We start from the raw sequence: 16,392 nt of genomic DNA, 5'->3' as shown, positions 1-16,392 counted from the left end.
GGAGATTCCGCAACCGTGGCTTCCACGAACGACCTCAAGAACGGCCTGGTGCTCAAGCTCGACGGAGGCCAGCTCTGGTCCGTCGTCGAGTTCCAGCACGTCAAGCCCGGCAAGGGCCCGGCCTTCGTGCGCACCAAGCTGAAGAACGTGCTCTCCGGCAAGGTCGTCGACAAGACGTTCAACGCCGGCGTCAAGGTCGAGACGGCCACGATCGACAAGCGCGACATGCAGTTCTCCTACATGGACGGCGAGTACTTCGTCTTCATGGACATGGAGACGTACGACCAGCTCATGGTCGACCGCAAGGCCGTCGCCGACGCTGCCAACTTCCTGATCGAGGGCTTCACGGCCAGCGTCGCCCAGCACGAGGGCGAGGTGCTCTTCGTCGAGCTGCCGGCCGCCGTCGAGCTGGTCATCCAGGAGACCGAGCCGGGCGTCCAGGGCGACCGCTCCACCGGTGGCACCAAGCCCGCCACCCTGGAGACCGGTCACCAGATCCAGGTCCCGCTCTTCATCACCACCGGTGAGAAGATCAAGGTCGACACCCGCACCAGCGACTACCTCGGCCGGGTGAACAGCTAACCGTGGCTGCCCGCAACACGGCCCGCAAGCGCGCCTTCCAGATCCTCTTCGAGGGCGACCAGCGCGGCGTGGACGTCCTGACGGTCCTCGCGGACTGGATCCGGCACTCCCGGTCCGACACCCGGCAGCCGCCGGTCAGCGAGTACACGATGCAGCTGGTCGAGGGTTACGCCACCAAGGTGAGGCGGATCGACGAGCTCATCGCGCAGTACGCCGTCAGCTGGACGCTGGACAGGATGCCGGTCGTCGACCGCAACATCCTGCGCCTCGGTGCCTACGAGCTGATCTGGGTCGACGAGACCCCGGACGCCGTGGTGCTCGACGAGGCGGTCCAGCTGGCGAAGGAGTTCTCCACGGACGAGTCGCCCTCGTTCGTGAACGGCCTGCTGGGCCGGCTGAAGGACCTGAAGCCGTCGCTCCGCCGCGACGAGGACTGACCGGCAGCCGTAGCCGTACGGTCCCGAGGGGGCGTACGGAACGCCGGAGGGCCCGCAGCACGATCGCTGCGGGCCCTCCGGCGTTCCCGTGCCTCGAAGGCTCCCGAGGCCCGCAGACGGCCGCCGGGGTGGCCGGAACCATCAGGTTCCGGCCACCCCGGCGGCACGTTTCTGCTGAGCTGTCCTAAGGGATTCAGCCCTCGTCGTGGGCGACCGCGCGGCGCGCGTCCGCGTCCAGGACGCCCCAGCTGATCAGCTGCTCGGTCAGGACCGAGGGGGACTGGTCGTAGATCACGGCGAGAGTGCGCAGGTCGTCCTGGCGGATCGACAGCACCTTGCCGTTGTAGTCGCCGCGCTGCGACTGGATCGTCGCCGCGTAGCGCTGGAGGGGGCCCGCCTTCTCGGCCGGCACGTGCGCCAGCCGCTCCAGGTCGAGGACCAGCTTCGGCGGCGGCTCGGCGGCCCCGCCCGGCGTGGTCCCGGGCAGCAGCTCCTGGACCGGAACCCCGTAGAAGTCCGCCAGCTCGGCGAGGCGCTGTACGGTGACGGCGCGGTCGCCGCGCTCGTACGAACCGACCACGACCGCCTTCCAGCGTCCCTGTGACTTCTCCTCCACGCCATGGAGGGAAAGGCCCTGCTGGGTGCGGATGGCGCGGAGCTTGGCCCCGAGCTGTTTGGCGTATTCGCTGGACATATAGCTCCCCGGACGCTGTATCAACGTGCGGCTCCGCCGCGCGGCTGGTGACTCACTGTGAGGTTACGCAGCGTTACTCTCCCCCGTCAAGCCGAAGGATTTTCGACCGGCTCCCGCACGGGTGTCACACGGGGGTGGCTCAAAGCGATGTGATCAGGTGCGTTGCCGGGCTGGTACCGTTGATGGCGCAAATCCGACGTCCTTTAATGATCCGTCCCGTGAGGCGGAGAAGGAGGTCCGTTTCCTATGGACACCCAGCACGACAAGCAGCAGTACGAAGCCGATGCGCGGCCCGTTCTCGAGGCGCCCGACATCGCGCGGGTGCTGACCCGCATCGCCCACGAGATCGTCGAACGCGCCAAGGGCGCCGACGACGTGGTGCTCCTCGGCATTCCGACCAGGGGCGTCTTCCTGGCCCGCAGACTGGCCGAGAAGCTCCAGGAGATCACCGACCGCAAGATCCCGGTCGGCTCCCTCGACATCACCATGTACCGCGACGACCTGCGCATGCACCCGCCGCGTGCGCTGGCCCGCACCGAGATCCCCGGTGACGGCATCGACGGCCGCCTCGTCGTCCTCGTCGACGACGTGCTCTTCTCCGGCCGCACCATCCGCGCCGCGCTCGACGCGCTGAACGACATCGGCCGCCCGCGCGCCGTGCAGCTCGCCGTCCTCGTCGACCGGGGCCACCGCGAACTGCCCATCCGCGCCGACTACGTCGGCAAGAACCTCCCCACGTCGTTGCGGGAGACGGTCAAGGTCCAGCTCGCCGAGGAGGACGGTCGCGACACCGTGCTGCTCGGTGCCAAGCGGACCTCCCCGGGCGAGCCGCAGTAGCACTCCGGCCCCCGCCGCCGAGTGCGCTCCCGCGCGCCCGCATGCCCGAATCCTCCCTGAATTTCCTTACGGAGCCTGACAGATGCAGCGTCATCTCATCTCGGCCGCCGACCTCACCCGCGACGACGCCGTCCTGATCCTCGACACCGCCGAGGAGATGGCCCGGGTCGCCGACCGGCCGATCAAGAAACTGCCGACCCTGCGCGGCCGCACGATTGTCAACCTCTTCTTCGAGGACTCGACCCGCACCCGGATCTCCTTCGAGGCCGCCGAGAAGCGCCTCTCCGCGGACGTCATCAACTTCACCGCCAAGGGGTCGAGCGTCTCCAAGGGCGAGTCCCTCAAGGACACCGCCCAGACCCTGGAGGCGATGGGCGTCGACGCCGTCGTCATCCGGCACGGCGCCTCCGGCGCCCCGTACCGCCTGGCCACCTCGGACTGGATCGACGCCGTCGTCATCAACGCGGGCGACGGCACCCACCAGCACCCCACGCAGGCCCTGCTCGACGCCTTCACCATGCGCCGCCGCCTCGTCGGCCGGGACGCCGGGATCGGCCAGGACCTGGCCGGCAAGCGCATCACGATCGTCGGCGACGTCCTGCACAGCCGGGTCGCGCGCTCCAACGTCGACCTGCTGCACACCCTCGGCGCCGAGGTCACCCTCGTCGCGCCGCCCACCCTGGTGCCGGTCGGCGTGGAAGCCTGGCCCTGCGAGATCTCGTACGACCTCGACAGCACCCTCTCCAAGTCCGACGCGGTGATGATGCTGCGCGTACAGCGCGAGCGGATGAACGCGGCGTTCTTCCCGACCGAGCGCGAGTACTCGCGTCGCTACGGGCTCGACGGCGACCGCATGGCGAAAATGCCGGAGCACGCGATCGTGATGCACCCCGGCCCGATGGTCCGCGGCATGGAGATCACCGCCGAGGTCGCCGACTCCGACCGCTGCACCGTCGTCGAGCAGGTCGCCAACGGTGTCTCCATCCGCATGGCCGTGCTCTATCTGCTGCTGGGCGGCAACGAGCCCGCCGTCACCCACACCCGTACCGAGGAGAAGTAAGACGATGAGCAAGATCCTGATCCGTGGTGCGAAGGTGCTCGGCGGCGAGCCGCAGGACGTGCTGATCGACGGCGACACGATCGCCTCGGTCGGCACCGGACTGTCCGGCGAGGCCGTGGAGGGCGCTGAGATCGTCGAGGCCGACGGCAAGGTGCTGCTGCCGGGCCTCGTCGACCTGCACACCCATCTGCGCGAGCCCGGCCGCGAGGACTCCGAGACCGTGCTGACCGGCACCCGCGCCGCGGCGAGCGGTGGCTTCACGGCCGTGTTCGCCATGGCCAACACCTTCCCCGTCGCCGACACCGCCGGTGTGGTCGAGCAGGTCTACCGGCTCGGCCAGGAGCACGGCTACTGCGACGTGCAGCCCATCGGCGCCGTCACCGTCGGCCTGGAGGGCAAGAAGCTCGCCGAGCTGGGAGCCATGCACGAGTCCGCCGCCGGTGTCACGGTCTTCTCCGACGACGGCAAGTGCGTCGACGACGCGGTGATCATGCGGCGCGCGCTGGAGTACGTGAAGGCCTTCGGCGGCGTGGTCGCCCAGCACGCCCAGGAGCCCCGCCTCACCGAGGGCGCCCAGATGAACGAGGGCGTCGTCTCCGCCGAACTCGGTCTCGGCGGCTGGCCCGCGGTGGCCGAGGAGTCGATCATCGCCCGGGACGTCCTGCTCGCCGAGCACGTCGGTTCCCGCGTCCACATCTGCCATCTGTCGACCGCCGGGTCCGTCGAGATCGTCCGCTGGGCCAAGTCCCGGGGCATCGACGTCACCGCCGAGGTCACCCCGCACCACCTGCTCCTCACCGACGAGCTGGTGCGGTCGTACAACCCGGTCTACAAGGTCAACCCGCCGCTGCGCACCGAGCGGGACGTCATGGCGCTGCGCGAGGCCCTCGCCGACGGCACGATCGACATCGTCGCCACCGACCACGCGCCGCACCCGCACGAGGACAAGGACTGCGAGTGGGCCGCCGCCGCCATGGGCATGGTCGGCCTGGAGACCGCGCTGTCCGTCGTCCAGCAGACGATGGTCGAGACCGGACTGCTCGACTGGGCCGGCGTCGCCGACCGCATGTCCGTCAAGCCGGCCGCGATCGGCCGGGCGGCGGGTCACGGACGTCCCGTCTCGGCAGGTGAGCCCGCCAACCTCACGCTGGTCGACACGGCATACCGTGGGACGGTGGACCCCGCTGGCTTCGCCTCGCGCAGCCGCAACACCCCCTACGAGGGCCGTGAGCTGCCGGGCCGGGTCACCCACACCTGGCTGCGGGGCAAGGCCACCCTCGTCGACGGGAAGCTCGCGTGACACCTCTCATCTCCTTGGCCGCCGCCGGACAGAAGTCGGCGGAAGTGACCGACTGGTCCGCCCGGATCGGCTGGCTCGTCGGCCTCGCCCTCTTCGTCGCGCTCGTCTACTGGCTGATGCGCGAGGGCTGGAAGTGGCGCGGCACCCTCCAGGGCGACCTGCCCGAGCTGCCCGGCGCGCCGGAAGACCCCGGCCCGGTGAAACTGAGCATGAGCGGCCGCTACCACGGCTCCACCACCGCCGGGCAGTGGCTCGACCGCATCGTGGCGCACGGCCTGGGCACCCGCAGCCGGGCCGAGCTCACCCTGACGGACGCGGGACTGGACGTCGTACGCCCCGGAGCGGACGACTTCTTCGTCCCGGCCTCGCAGCTGCGCGAGGCCCGGCTCGACAAGGGCATCGCGGGCAAGGTCCTCACCGAGGGCGGACTCCTCGTCGTCACCTGGGCGCACGGCGACAGGCTCCTCGACTCCGGTTTCCGCTCGGACCGCGCGGCCGAGCACAACGAATGGGTCGACACCCTGAACGACATGATCAACAAGACGGAAACGGAAGGCGCACGATGACGACCTCCACTCAGGGGAACGCCTCGCAGAGGGAAAAGGCGCTTCCCGCCGTACTCGTCCTGGAGGACGGCCGGGTCTTCCGCGGCCGCGCCTACGGGGCCGTGGGGGAGACCTTCGGCGAAGCGGTGTTCTCCACCGGCATGACCGGCTACCAGGAGACCCTCACCGACCCGTCCTACCACCGCCAGGTCGTCGTGATGACCGCCCCGCACGTCGGCAACACGGGCGTCAACGACGAGGACCCCGAGTCGAAGCGGATCTGGGTCGCCGGATACGTCGTCCGCGACCCCGCGCGCGTGCCCTCCAACTGGCGCTCGCGGCGCTCGCTGGACGAGGAACTGCGCAACCAGGGTGTCGTCGGCATCAGCGGCATCGACACCCGCGCCCTCACCCGCCATCTGCGCGAGCGCGGCGCCATGCGCGTCGGCATCTTCTCCGGCAACGCGCTGCCCGACGCGGGCACCATGCTCGCCGAGGTGCGCCAGGCGCCCGAGATGAAGGGCGCGAACCTCGCCGCCGAGGTCGCCACCAAGGAGGCGTACGTCGTCCCCGCGATCGGCCCCGACGGCGAAGCCGTCCCGATCGGCACGGCGAAGTTCACCGTCGCAGCCGTCGACCTGGGCATCAAGGGCATGACCCCGCACCGGATGGCCGAACGCGGCATCGAGGTGCACGTGCTGCCCGCGACGGCCACCGCCGAGGACATCTACGCCGTGAACCCCGACGGCGTCTTCTTCTCCAACGGCCCCGGCGACCCGGCGACCGCCGACGGACCGGTGTCCGTCATGCAGGAGGTCCTCGCCCGCAAGACGCCGCTCTTCGGCATCTGCTTCGGCAATCAGATCCTCGGCCGCGCCCTCGGCTTCGGCACGTACAAGCTGAAGTACGGCCACCGCGGCATCAACCAGCCCGTGCAGGACCGTACGACCGGCAAGGTCGAGGTCACCGCGCACAACCACGGCTTCGCCGTCGACGCCCCGCTCGACGAGGTCTCCGAGACCCCCTACGGCCGCGCCGAGGTCTCCCACGTCTGCCTCAACGACAACGTGGTGGAGGGCCTCCAGCTGCTCGACCAGCCGGCCTTCAGCGTCCAGTACCACCCCGAAGCGGCGGCAGGACCGCACGACGCCGCCTACCTGTTCGACCGCTTCGTATCTCTGATGGAGGGCCAGCGTGCCTAAGCGCACCGATATCCAGTCCGTCCTGGTCATCGGCTCCGGCCCGATCGTCATCGGCCAGGCCGCCGAGTTCGACTACTCCGGCACCCAGGCGTGCCGCGTCCTGCGCGCCGAGGGCCTGCGGGTCATCCTGGTCAACTCCAACCCGGCGACGATCATGACCGACCCGGAGATCGCCGACGCCACCTACGTCGAGCCGATCACCCCCGAGTTCGTCGAGAAGATCATCGCCAAGGAGCGCCCCGACGTCCTGCTGCCGACGCTGGGCGGCCAGACGGCCCTCAACACCGCGATCTCCATGCACGAGCAGGGTGTGCTGGAGAAGTACGGCGTCGAACTCATCGGCGCCAACATCGAGGCGATCAACAAGGGCGAGGACCGCGACCTCTTCAAGGGTGTCGTCGAGGCCGTGCGCCAGAAGATCGGATACGGCGAGTCCGCCCGCTCCGTCATCTGCCACACCATGGACGACGTCATCAAGGGCGTCGGGACGCTCGGCGGGTACCCCGTCGTCGTCCGCCCCTCCTTCACCATGGGCGGCGCCGGCTCCGGCTTCGCGCACGACGAGGAGGAGCTGCGCCGCATCGCCGGTCAGGGCCTCACGCTCTCCCCGACCACCGAGGTGCTCCTGGAGGAGTCCATCCTCGGCTGGAAGGAGTACGAGCTGGAGCTGATGCGCGACAAGAACGACAACGTCGTGGTCGTCTGCTCCATCGAGAACTTCGACCCCATGGGCGTCCACACCGGCGACTCCATCACCGTCGCGCCGGCCATGACGCTGACCGACCGCGAGTACCAGCGACTGCGCGACATCGGCATCGCGATCATCCGCGAGGTCGGCGTCGACACCGGCGGCTGCAACATCCAGTTCGCGGTCGACCCCGAGGACGGCCGCGTGATCGTCATCGAGATGAACCCGCGCGTCTCGCGGTCCTCGGCGCTCGCCTCCAAGGCGACCGGCTTCCCCATCGCCAAGATCGCGGCCAAGCTCGCCGTCGGCTACACGCTCGACGAGATCCCGAACGACATCACCGAGAAGACCCCGGCGTCCTTCGAGCCGACCCTCGACTACGTCGTCGTGAAGGCCCCGCGCTTCGCCTTCGAGAAGTTCCCGTCCGCCGACTCCACCCTGACGACCACCATGAAGTCGGTCGGCGAGGCCATGGCGATCGGCCGCAACTTCACCGAGGCGCTGCAGAAGGCGCTGCGCTCGCTGGAGAAGAAGGGCAGCCAGTTCACCTTCGTGGGTGACCCCGGTGACAAGGACGAGCTGCTGCGCGAGGCCGTCCGGCCCACCGACGGCCGCATCAACACCGTCATGCAGGCCATCCGCGCGGGCGCCACGCAGGAGGAGGTCTTCGAGTCCACGAAGATCGACCCGTGGTTCGTCGACCAGCTGTTCCTGATCAAGGAGATCGCGGACGACCTGGCCGCCGCGGCCAAGCTCGACCCCGAGCTGCTCGCCGAGGCCAAGCGGCACGGCTTCTCCGACGCCCAGATCGCCGAGATCCGCGGGCTGCGCGAGGACGTCGTCCGCGAGGTGCGGCACGCGCTCGGTGTGCGCCCGGTCTACAAGACGGTCGACACCTGCGCCGCCGAGTTCGCCGCGAATACCCCGTACTTCTACTCCTCCTACGACGAGGAGACCGAGGTCGCGCAGCGCGAGAAGCCCGCGGTGATCATCCTGGGCTCCGGGCCGAACCGCATCGGGCAGGGCATCGAGTTCGACTACTCCTGCGTCCACGCCTCCTTCGCGCTCAGCGACGCGGGCTACGAGACCGTGATGGTCAACTGCAACCCCGAGACCGTCTCCACGGACTACGACACCTCCGACCGCCTGTACTTCGAGCCGCTGACGCTGGAGGACGTGCTGGAGATCGTGCACGCGGAGTCGCTGGCCGGTCCGGTCGCCGGTGTGATCGTGCAGCTCGGCGGCCAGACCCCGCTCGGCCTGTCGCAGGCGCTCAAGGACAACGGCGTGCCGATCGTGGGCACCCCGCCCGAGGCGATCCACGCCGCCGAGGACCGCGGCGCCTTCGGACGGGTCCTCGCGGAGGCGGGTCTGCCGGCCCCCAAGCACGGCACCGCCACCACCTTCACCGAGGCCAAGGCCATCGCCGACGAGATCGGCTACCCCGTCCTCGTCCGCCCCTCCTACGTCCTCGGCGGGCGCGGCATGGAGATCGTGTACGACGAGACGCGGCTGTCCTCGTACATCGCCGAGTCCACCGAGATCAGCCCCTCCCGGCCGGTGCTGGTCGACCGGTTCCTCGACGACGCGATCGAGATCGACGTCGACGCGCTGTACGACGGCGAGGAGCTCTACCTCGGCGGCGTCATGGAGCACATCGAGGAGGCCGGCATCCACTCCGGCGACTCGGCGTGCGCCCTGCCCCCGATCACCCTCGGCGGGTTCGACATCAAGCGGCTGCGCGCCTCGACCGAGGCCATCGCCAAGGGCGTCGGCGTCCGCGGCCTGATCAACATCCAGTTCGCGATGGCCGGCGACATCCTCTACGTCCTCGAAGCCAACCCGCGCGCCTCGCGCACCGTCCCCTTCACCTCGAAGGCGACCGCGGTGCCGCTCGCGAAGGCCGCCGCCCGCATCTCGCTGGGCGCGACCGTCGCCGAGCTGCGGGCCGAGGGCCTGCTCCCGGCGAACGGCGACGGCGGCACCCTGCCGCTCGACGCGCCGATCTCCGTCAAGGAGGCCGTCATGCCGTGGTCGCGCTTCCGCGACATCCACGGACGCGGCGTCGACACGGTGCTCGGCCCGGAGATGCGCTCCACCGGCGAGGTCATGGGCATCGACTCGGTGTTCGGCACCGCGTACGCCAAGTCGCAGGCCGGCGCCTACGGCCCGCTGCCCACCAAGGGCCGCGCCTTCATCTCGGTCGCCAACCGCGACAAGCGCTCGATGATCTTCCCGGCGCGCGAACTCGTGGCCCACGGCTTCGAGCTCATGGCCACCTCCGGCACGGCCGAGGTCCTCAAGCGCAACGGCATCCACGCCACGGTCGTGCGCAAGCAGAGCGAGGGCGAGGGCCCGAACGGCGAGAAGACCATCGTCCAGCTCATCCACGACGGCGAGGTCGACCTCATCGTCAACACGCCGTACGGCACCGGCGGCCGCCTCGACGGCTACGAGATCCGCACGGCGGCCGTGGCCCGCTCGGTCCCGTGCCTGACGACGGTGCAGGCGCTCGCCGCCGCCGTCCAGGGCATCGACGCGCTCAACCACGGCGACGTGGGCGTGCGCTCGCTCCAGGAACACGCCGAGCATCTGACGGCGGCGCGCGACTAGCAGCCCTGAGGGGGACACCGGAAACGGTGTCCCCCTCTTCATGAGGCCCCCTGCCCCTTCAAGAGGCGCCCTTCACCGGGCTCTTTCGAGGACATGATCATGTACAAGCTCTTCTTCGCCCTCGTCTTCAAGCGGATGGACCCGGAGCAGGCCCACCACCTCGCCTTCCGCTGGATCCGGCTCATCGCCCGCGTCCCCGTGCTGCGCACCTTCGTCGCCGCCGCGCTCGCGCCCCGGCACAAGGAGCTGCGCACCGAGGCACTCGGGCTGCGCATGCACGGCCCCTTCGGACTCGCGGCGGGCTTCGACAAGAACGCCGTGGCCGTCGACGGGATGTCGATGCTCGGCTTCGACCACATCGAGATCGGCACGGTCACCGGGGAGCCGCAGCCGGGCAACCCCAAGAAGCGGCTGTTCCGCCTCGTGCCGGACCGCGCGCTGATCAACCGCATGGGATTCAACAACGAGGGCTCCGCGGCCGTCTCCGAGCGCCTGGCGGCCCGTACGCCCGTGTTCAGGACCGTCGTGGGCGTCAACATCGGCAAGACCAAGGCCGTCCCCGAGGCGGAGGCCGTCGGTGACTACGTGAAGTCGACCGAGCGCCTCGCCCGGCACGCCGACTACCTCGTCGTGAACGTGTCCTCCCCGAACACCCCCGGCCTGCGCAACCTCCAGGCCACCGAGGCGCTGCGCCCGCTGCTCAGCGCCGTCCGCGAGGCCGCCGACCGCGCCGTCACCGACCGGCGCGTCCCGCTCCTCGTCAAGATCGCGCCCGACCTCGCCGACGAGGACGTCGACGCGGTCGCCGATCTCGCCGTCGAACTCGGCCTCGACGGGATCATCGCCACGAACACGACCATCGCGCGCGAGGGGCTCGGTCTGACCGCCGATCCCTCCCTGGTGAAGGAGACCGGCGGCCTCTCGGGCGCGCCGCTCAAGGCGCGCTCCCTGGAGGTGCTGCGACGCCTCTACGCGCGCGTGGGCGACCGCATCACCCTGGTGGGCGTCGGCGGCATCGAGAACGCCGAGGACGCCTGGCAGCGCATCCTGGCCGGCGCCACGCTGGTCCAGGGCTACAGCGCCTTCATCTACGAGGGTCCCTTCTGGGGCCGCGCCATCCACAAGGGGCTCGCCGCCCGCCTGCGGACGAGCCCGTACACCACCCTCGCCGACGCGGTCGGCGCCGACGTGAGGAAATCCGTATGAGCCTGGAACCCTTCGGCGCGCGCCTTCGCCGCGCCATGGACGAGCGCGGTCCCCTGTGCGTGGGCATCGACCCGCACGCGTCCCTGCTCGCCGACTGGGGACTCGGTGACGACATCGCGGGTCTGGAGCGGTTCAGCCGCACGGTCGTAGAGGCGCTCGCCGAGCGGGTCGCCGTCCTGAAGCCGCAGAGCGCGTTCTTCGAGCGGTTCGGGTCGCGCGGGATCGCCGTCCTGGAGAAGTCGGTCGAACAGGCGCGGGCGGCCGGGGCGCTGGTCGTGATGGACGCCAAGCGCGGCGACATCGGATCGACCATGGCCGCGTACGCCGAGACCTTCCTGCGCAAGGACGCGCCGCTCTTCTCGGACGCGCTGACCGTGTCGCCGTACCTGGGCTACGGCTCGCTGAGGCCCGCGGTGGAGCTGGCGCGAGAGAGCGGTGCCGGGCTCTTCGTCCTCGCGCTCACCTCGAACCCGGAGGGCGGGGAGGTGCAGCACGCCGTCCGCGCGGACGGACGCAGCGTCGGAGCGACGATGCTCGGCCATCTGGCCGCCGAGAACGCGGACGAGCGGCCGCTCGGCTCCTTCGGCGCGGTCGTCGGCGCCACTCTGGGCGATCTCTCCTCCTACGATCTGGACATCAACGGCCCGCTCCTCGCGCCCGGCATCGGTGCCCAGGGAGCGACCGCGGCCGATCTGGCGGGGGTCTTCGGGTCCGCCGTGCGCAATGTCGTCCCGAACGTGAGCCGGGGTGTTCTGCGTCACGGTCCCGACGTGATGGCCCTGCGCGAGTCGGCCGAGGGGTTCGCGGAGGAGATCAGGGCGGCCGTGGCGGCGGCCTGAGACCTCCGACAGCCGTTCGAGAGTCCTCCGAGGAGTGCCTTCCGAGGGTCCCGAGTCTGAATACATTCTCAAATCCGGGGAGTTATGTCGGAAATGTCGGGCCCCAGGGAGGCTGACCAGGACTTTTCCTCTGTTCTCGCTGACTCCGGCGCACTTGCCCGCTAGTCTCCGTCGAGTGGGGGCAGCTCCCACCGCCACAAGGCAGTGGGAGGAGAACGGGCGAGCGTGTTGCCCGTAGCTCCCAGGTGTGGGGCGACTAGGTTCCTCACCGGTCCGTATCCGACAGTTCGACATCCGAGGTGACGTAGGCGTGGCTCTTCCGCCCCTTACCCCTGAACAGCGCGCAGCCGCGCTCGAAAAGGCCGCCGCGGCTCGCCGGGAGCGGGCCGAGGTCAAGAATCGACTCAAGCACTCCGGCGCCTCGCTTCACGAGGTCATCAAGCAGGGTCAGGAGAACGACGTCATCGGCAAGATGAAGGTCTCCGCTCTCCTGGAGTCCCTGCCGGGCGTGGGCAAGGTCCGCGCCAAGCAGATCATGGAGCGACTCGGGATCTCCGAGAGCCGCCGTGTGCGTGGTCTCGGCTCGAATCAGATCGCCTCTTTGGAGCGCGAGTTCGGTGGTTCCGGCGCCTGAGTCCTGGACACCCCGGGATTGCTGGAATAATCGCTGCATGAGTGAACGTCCGCGGCTGACCGTGCTCTCCGGCCCCTCAGGGGTCGGCAAGAGCACGGTCGTCGCTCATATGCGCAAGGAATACCCCGAGGTCTGGCTCTCGGTGTCGGCGACGACCCGCAAGCCGCGCCCCGGTGAGAAGCACGGTGTCCACTACTTCTTCGTCTCCGACGACGAGATGGACAAGCTGATCGCCAACGGCGAACTCCTGGAGTGGGCCGAATTCGCCGGCAACCGTTACGGGACTCCGCGCGCCGCCGTCCTGGAGCACCTGGAGTCGGGTGCGCCGCTCCTTCTGGAGATCGATCTGCAGGGCGCCCGGCAGGTTCGCGAGTCCATGGAGGACGCGCTGCTCGTGTTCCTGGCCCCGCCCTCCTGGGAGGAGCTGGTGCGCAGGCTCACCGGGCGGGGTACCGAGCCGCCCGAGGTGATCGAGCGCCGGCTGGACGCGGCCAAGATCGAACTGGCGGCCGAGCCGGAGTTCGACGTCACCCTGGTCAACACCTCCGTCGAGGACGTGGCGCGCGAGCTGCTAGCCTTGGTGGAAGTTGTTTGATCTTTCAGGTCAATTTCCACCTTTCGGAAGGCAGAGCGTGTCCTCTTCCATCACTGCTCCCGAGGGCATCATCAACCCTCCGATCGACGAGCTTCTCGAGGCCACCGACTCGAAGTACAGCCTGGTGATCTACGCGGCCAAGCGTGCCCGCCAGATCAACGCGTACTACTCGCAGCTCGGCGAGGGCCTCCTCGAGTACGTCGGTCCGCTCGTCGACACCCACGTCCACGAGAAGCCGCTGTCGATCGCCCTGCGCGAGATCAACGCGGGTCTGCTGACCTCCGAGGCCGTCGAAGGCCCCGCTCAGTAGTCGTTCATCTGCTCATCCCAGGCCCGGCGGCGCGACTGCCGGGCCTGTGGTGTGTCATGAGAGTCGTATGTTTCCGAGCCGGGGAGAGACGGTGGACAAGCCGAGGGTCGTTCTGGGCGTCAGCGGTGGCATCGCCGCGTACAAGGCCTGTGAGCTGCTGCGACGACTGACGGAGTCGGGCCATGACGTGCGGGTCGTGCCCACCGCGTCCGCACTGCACTTCGTCGGCGCCGCCACCTGGTCCGCGCTGTCGGGCCACCCCGTCTCCACCGAGGTCTGGTCGGACGTCCACGAGGTCCCGCACGTCCGCATCGGGCAGCACGCCGACCTCGTGGTGGTCGCCCCCGCGACCGCCGACATGCTCGCCAAGGCCGCCCACGGACTGGCCGACGACCTCCTCACCAACACCCTGCTCACCGCCCGCTGCCCGGTCGTCTTCGCGCCCGCCATGCACACCGAGATGTGGGAGCACCCGGCGACCCAGGAGAACGTGGCGACCCTGCGGCGGCGTGGTGCCGTGGTCGTCGAGCCCGCCGTGGGGCGCCTGACCGGCGTCGACACCGGCAAGGGACGCCTGCCCGACCCCGGGGAGATCTTCGAGGTCTGCCGTCGCGTGCTCGCCAGGGGTGTCACCGAGCCGGATCTCGCCGGCCGCCATGTCGTCGTCAGCGCGGGCGGCACCCGTGAGCCCCTCGACCCCGTCCGCTTCCTCGGCAACCGTTCCTCGGGCAAGCAGGGGTACGCGCTCGCCCGCACCGCCGCCGCGCGCGGCGCCAGGGTCACGCTGATCGCGGCGAACACGGGCCTCGCGGACCCGGCCGGGGTCGACGTGGTCCAGGTCGGCACAGCCGTGCAGATGCGGGAGGCCGTGCTGAAGGCGGCCCCGGACGCCGACGCGGTGGTGATGGCGGCCGCGGTGGCGGACTTCCGCCCGCAGTCGTACGCGACCGGGAAGATCAAGAAGAAGGACGGCCTGGAGCCGGAGCCGATCGTCCTCGTCCGCAACCCGGACATCCTCGCGGAGATCTCCGCGGACCGTGCGCGCGCCGGCCAGGTGGTCGTCGGATTCGCCGCCGAGACCGACGACGTCCTCGCCAACGGACGGACGAAGCTGGAGCGCAAGGGCTGCGATCTGCTGGTGGTGAACGAGGTGGGGGAACGCAAGACTTTCGGCTCGGAGGAGAACGAGGCGGTGGTGCTCGGAGCCGACGGAAGTGAGACCCCGGTGCCCCACGGACCCAAGGAAGCGCTGGCCGAGACCGTGTGGGACCTGGTGACACGCCGACTGGTGTGAAACCTCACCCATCACGCCTGTCACCGCAAAGCCCGCAAAAACGGGCGTGGCGACCCTGGCGAAGAGCTATGGCAATGGCGCAGAATGCCCGTGCCGCAGGTCACAGGGGTTTCGAGAGGCGAGACAGGGGTCCCGCGGCTGAGCGCGACCGATAAACTGTTCTCGGACGACGCCGGGCGCAGCCCCCGTCCCGTCCACCAATGATCAGCCAGCAGCCGCTGCAACCACAGGGAGCGTTGTGTCCCGTCGCCTGTTCACCTCGGAGTCCGTGACCGAGGGTCACCCCGACAAGATCGCTGACCAGATCAGCGACACCATTCTCGATGCCCTCCTGCGTGAGGACCCGACGTCCCGGGTCGCCGTGGAGACGCTCATCACGACCGGCCTGGTGCATGTGGCCGGAGAGGTCACGACCAAGGCGTACGCGCCGATCGCCCAGCTGGTCCGAGACAAGATCCTGGAGATCGGCTACGACTCGTCGAAGAAGGGCTTCGACGGAGCGTCCTGTGGCGTGTCGGTCTCGATCGGCTCCCAGTCCCCGGACATCGCGCAGGGTGTCGACACGGCCTACGAGTCCCGTGTCGAGGGTGACGAGGACGAGCTGGACAGGCAGGGCGCCGGCGACCAGGGCCTGATGTTCGGGTACGCGACGGACGAGACCCCGAACCTGATGCCGCTCCCGATCCACCTCGCGCACCGGCTCGCGCGCCGGCTGTCCGAGGTCCGCAAGAACGGGACCATCCCGTACCTGCGCCCCGACGGCAAGACCCAGGTCACCATCGAGTACGACGGCGACAAGGCGGTCCGTCTGGACACCGTCGTCGTCTCCTCGCAGCACGCGTCGGACATCGACCTCGACTCCCTGCTCGCTCCCGACATCCGCGAGTTCGTGGTGGAGCCGGAGCTGAGGGCCCTGCTCGACGACGGCATCAAGCTGGAGACCGAGGGCTACCGCCTGCTGGTGAACCCGACCGGCCGTTTCGAGATCGGCGGCCCGATGGGCGACGCCGGCCTCACCGGCCGCAAGATCATCATCGACACGTACGGCGGCATGGCCCGCCACGGCGGCGGCGCCTTCTCCGGCAAGGACCCGTCCAAGGTCGACCGCTCCGCCGCGTACGCGATGCGCTGGGTCGCGAAGAACGTCGTCGCCGCGGGCCTCGCCTCGCGCTGCGAGGTCCAGGTCGCCTACGCCATCGGCAAGGCCGAGCCGGTCGGTCTGTTCGTCGAGACCTTCGGCACCGCCAAGGTCGACGCCGAGAAGATCGAGACCGCCATCACGGACGTCTTCGACCTCCGTCCGGCGGCGATCATCCGCGACCTCGACCTGCTCCGCCCGATCTACGCCCAGACCGCCGCCTACGGGCACTTCGGCCGCGAGCTGCCCGACTTCACGTGGGAGCGGACGGACCGGGTGGACGCGCTGCGCAAGGCAGCGGGCCTGTAGTCCGCGAACGCTTCGTCACAGCCGTGAGGCCCGGCCCCCCTCGGGGGGCCGGGCCTCACGGCTGTGCGGGAGAAAAAAGAGTGGTTCCGGCGGGCCGGTATTCATAGGC

16 protein-coding genes are annotated in these 16,392 nt (G+C 69.7%); 15 read left to right on the top strand and 1 reads right to left on the bottom strand.

What is annotated here, in order from left to right; all coding sequences use genetic code 11:
* Positions 1 to 15: 15 nt before the first annotated feature.
* Both efp and nusB read left to right on the top strand, forming a co-directional pair.
* A complete protein-coding gene (efp, locus tag N4G66_RS05255; RefSeq protein ID WP_261702763.1) occupies positions 16 to 582 on the top strand; it encodes an elongation factor P in 567 nt (188 codons plus the stop codon).
* Positions 583 to 584: 2 nt separating this feature from the next.
* Positions 585 to 1,019, top strand: a complete 435-nt coding sequence (nusB, locus tag N4G66_RS05250) for a transcription antitermination factor NusB (protein ID WP_261702762.1) — start codon at positions 585 to 587, stop codon at positions 1,017 to 1,019.
* A gap of 193 nt (positions 1,020 to 1,212) precedes the next feature.
* On the opposite strand, the gene bldD is transcribed toward nusB, so the two are convergent.
* Positions 1,213 to 1,713: a transcriptional regulator BldD gene (gene bldD, locus N4G66_RS05245; RefSeq protein ID WP_037621142.1), complete on the bottom strand. Its 501-nt coding sequence runs from the start codon at positions 1,711 to 1,713 to the stop codon at positions 1,213 to 1,215.
* A gap of 246 nt (positions 1,714 to 1,959) precedes the next feature.
* On the opposite strand from bldD, the gene pyrR reads away from it, so the two are divergent.
* The 13 genes from pyrR to metK all read left to right on the top strand — a co-directional run bounded on the left by pyrR (position 1,960) and on the right by metK (position 16,283).
* A complete protein-coding gene (pyrR, locus tag N4G66_RS05240; protein ID WP_261702761.1) occupies positions 1,960 to 2,550 on the top strand; it encodes a bifunctional pyr operon transcriptional regulator/uracil phosphoribosyltransferase PyrR in 591 nt (196 codons plus the stop codon).
* 82 nt (positions 2,551 to 2,632) lie between these two features.
* The gene (locus N4G66_RS05235) at positions 2,633 to 3,610 is read left to right on the top strand and encodes an aspartate carbamoyltransferase catalytic subunit (protein WP_261702760.1); all 978 of its coding nucleotides are present in this window, start codon (positions 2,633 to 2,635) and stop codon (positions 3,608 to 3,610) included.
* A gap of 4 nt (positions 3,611 to 3,614) precedes the next feature.
* Positions 3,615 to 4,910, top strand: coding sequence for a dihydroorotase (locus tag N4G66_RS05230; RefSeq protein ID WP_261702759.1), 1,296 nt, complete (start codon positions 3,615 to 3,617; stop codon positions 4,908 to 4,910).
* Entirely contained in the window at positions 4,907 to 5,476 is a 570-nt protein-coding gene (locus tag N4G66_RS05225) for a PH-like domain-containing protein (RefSeq protein WP_261702758.1), read from the top strand. Before N4G66_RS05230 ends, N4G66_RS05225 begins: the two co-directional genes overlap by 4 nt.
* Positions 5,473 to 6,657 carry a glutamine-hydrolyzing carbamoyl-phosphate synthase small subunit gene (gene carA / locus N4G66_RS05220; protein ID WP_261702757.1) on the top strand — a complete coding sequence of 395 codons (1,185 nt, stop codon included), beginning with the start codon at positions 5,473 to 5,475 and terminating at the stop codon, positions 6,655 to 6,657. The genes N4G66_RS05225 and carA overlap by 4 nt, the downstream gene beginning before the upstream one ends.
* Positions 6,650 to 9,958 carry a carbamoyl-phosphate synthase large subunit gene (carB, locus tag N4G66_RS05215; RefSeq protein WP_261702756.1) on the top strand — a complete coding sequence of 1,103 codons (3,309 nt, stop codon included), beginning with the start codon at positions 6,650 to 6,652 and terminating at the stop codon, positions 9,956 to 9,958. Before carA ends, carB begins: the two co-directional genes overlap by 8 nt.
* Before the next feature lie 99 nt (positions 9,959 to 10,057).
* On the top strand, positions 10,058 to 11,164 hold the full coding sequence (locus tag N4G66_RS05210) for a quinone-dependent dihydroorotate dehydrogenase (protein ID WP_261702755.1): 1,107 nt from the start codon (positions 10,058 to 10,060) through the stop codon (positions 11,162 to 11,164).
* Entirely contained in the window at positions 11,161 to 12,003 is an 843-nt protein-coding gene (pyrF, locus tag N4G66_RS05205; RefSeq protein WP_261702754.1) for an orotidine-5'-phosphate decarboxylase, read from the top strand. The genes N4G66_RS05210 and pyrF overlap by 4 nt, the downstream gene beginning before the upstream one ends.
* 310 nt (positions 12,004 to 12,313) lie before the next feature.
* Positions 12,314 to 12,637, top strand: coding sequence for an integration host factor (locus N4G66_RS05200; protein WP_016638838.1), 324 nt, complete (start codon positions 12,314 to 12,316; stop codon positions 12,635 to 12,637).
* 37 nt (positions 12,638 to 12,674) lie between these two features.
* Positions 12,675 to 13,232 carry a guanylate kinase gene (gmk, locus tag N4G66_RS05195; RefSeq protein WP_261702753.1) on the top strand — a complete coding sequence of 186 codons (558 nt, stop codon included), beginning with the start codon at positions 12,675 to 12,677 and terminating at the stop codon, positions 13,230 to 13,232.
* A gap of 37 nt (positions 13,233 to 13,269) precedes the next feature.
* Complete coding sequence (gene rpoZ, locus N4G66_RS05190; protein WP_003982715.1) at positions 13,270 to 13,542, top strand: DNA-directed RNA polymerase subunit omega; 273 nt, start codon at positions 13,270 to 13,272, stop codon at positions 13,540 to 13,542.
* Between the two features lie 91 nt (positions 13,543 to 13,633).
* Positions 13,634 to 14,836 (top strand): bifunctional phosphopantothenoylcysteine decarboxylase/phosphopantothenate--cysteine ligase CoaBC, encoded by a 1,203-nt coding sequence (coaBC, locus tag N4G66_RS05185; RefSeq protein ID WP_261702752.1) that lies wholly within the window; start codon positions 13,634 to 13,636, stop codon positions 14,834 to 14,836.
* Between the two features lie 238 nt (positions 14,837 to 15,074).
* Positions 15,075 to 16,283 carry a methionine adenosyltransferase gene (metK, locus tag N4G66_RS05180; protein ID WP_261702751.1) on the top strand — a complete coding sequence of 403 codons (1,209 nt, stop codon included), beginning with the start codon at positions 15,075 to 15,077 and terminating at the stop codon, positions 16,281 to 16,283.
* Positions 16,284 to 16,392 lie beyond the last annotated feature (109 nt).

The sequence above is a fragment of the Streptomyces rhizosphaerihabitans genome, from assembly GCF_025399795.1.
GTDB classification, from domain to species: Bacteria; Actinomycetota; Actinomycetes; order Streptomycetales; family Streptomycetaceae; genus Streptomyces; species Streptomyces rhizosphaerihabitans.
Note: the sequence above shows the minus strand (reverse complement) of the source record. Positions and strands in the feature narration are given on the sequence as shown.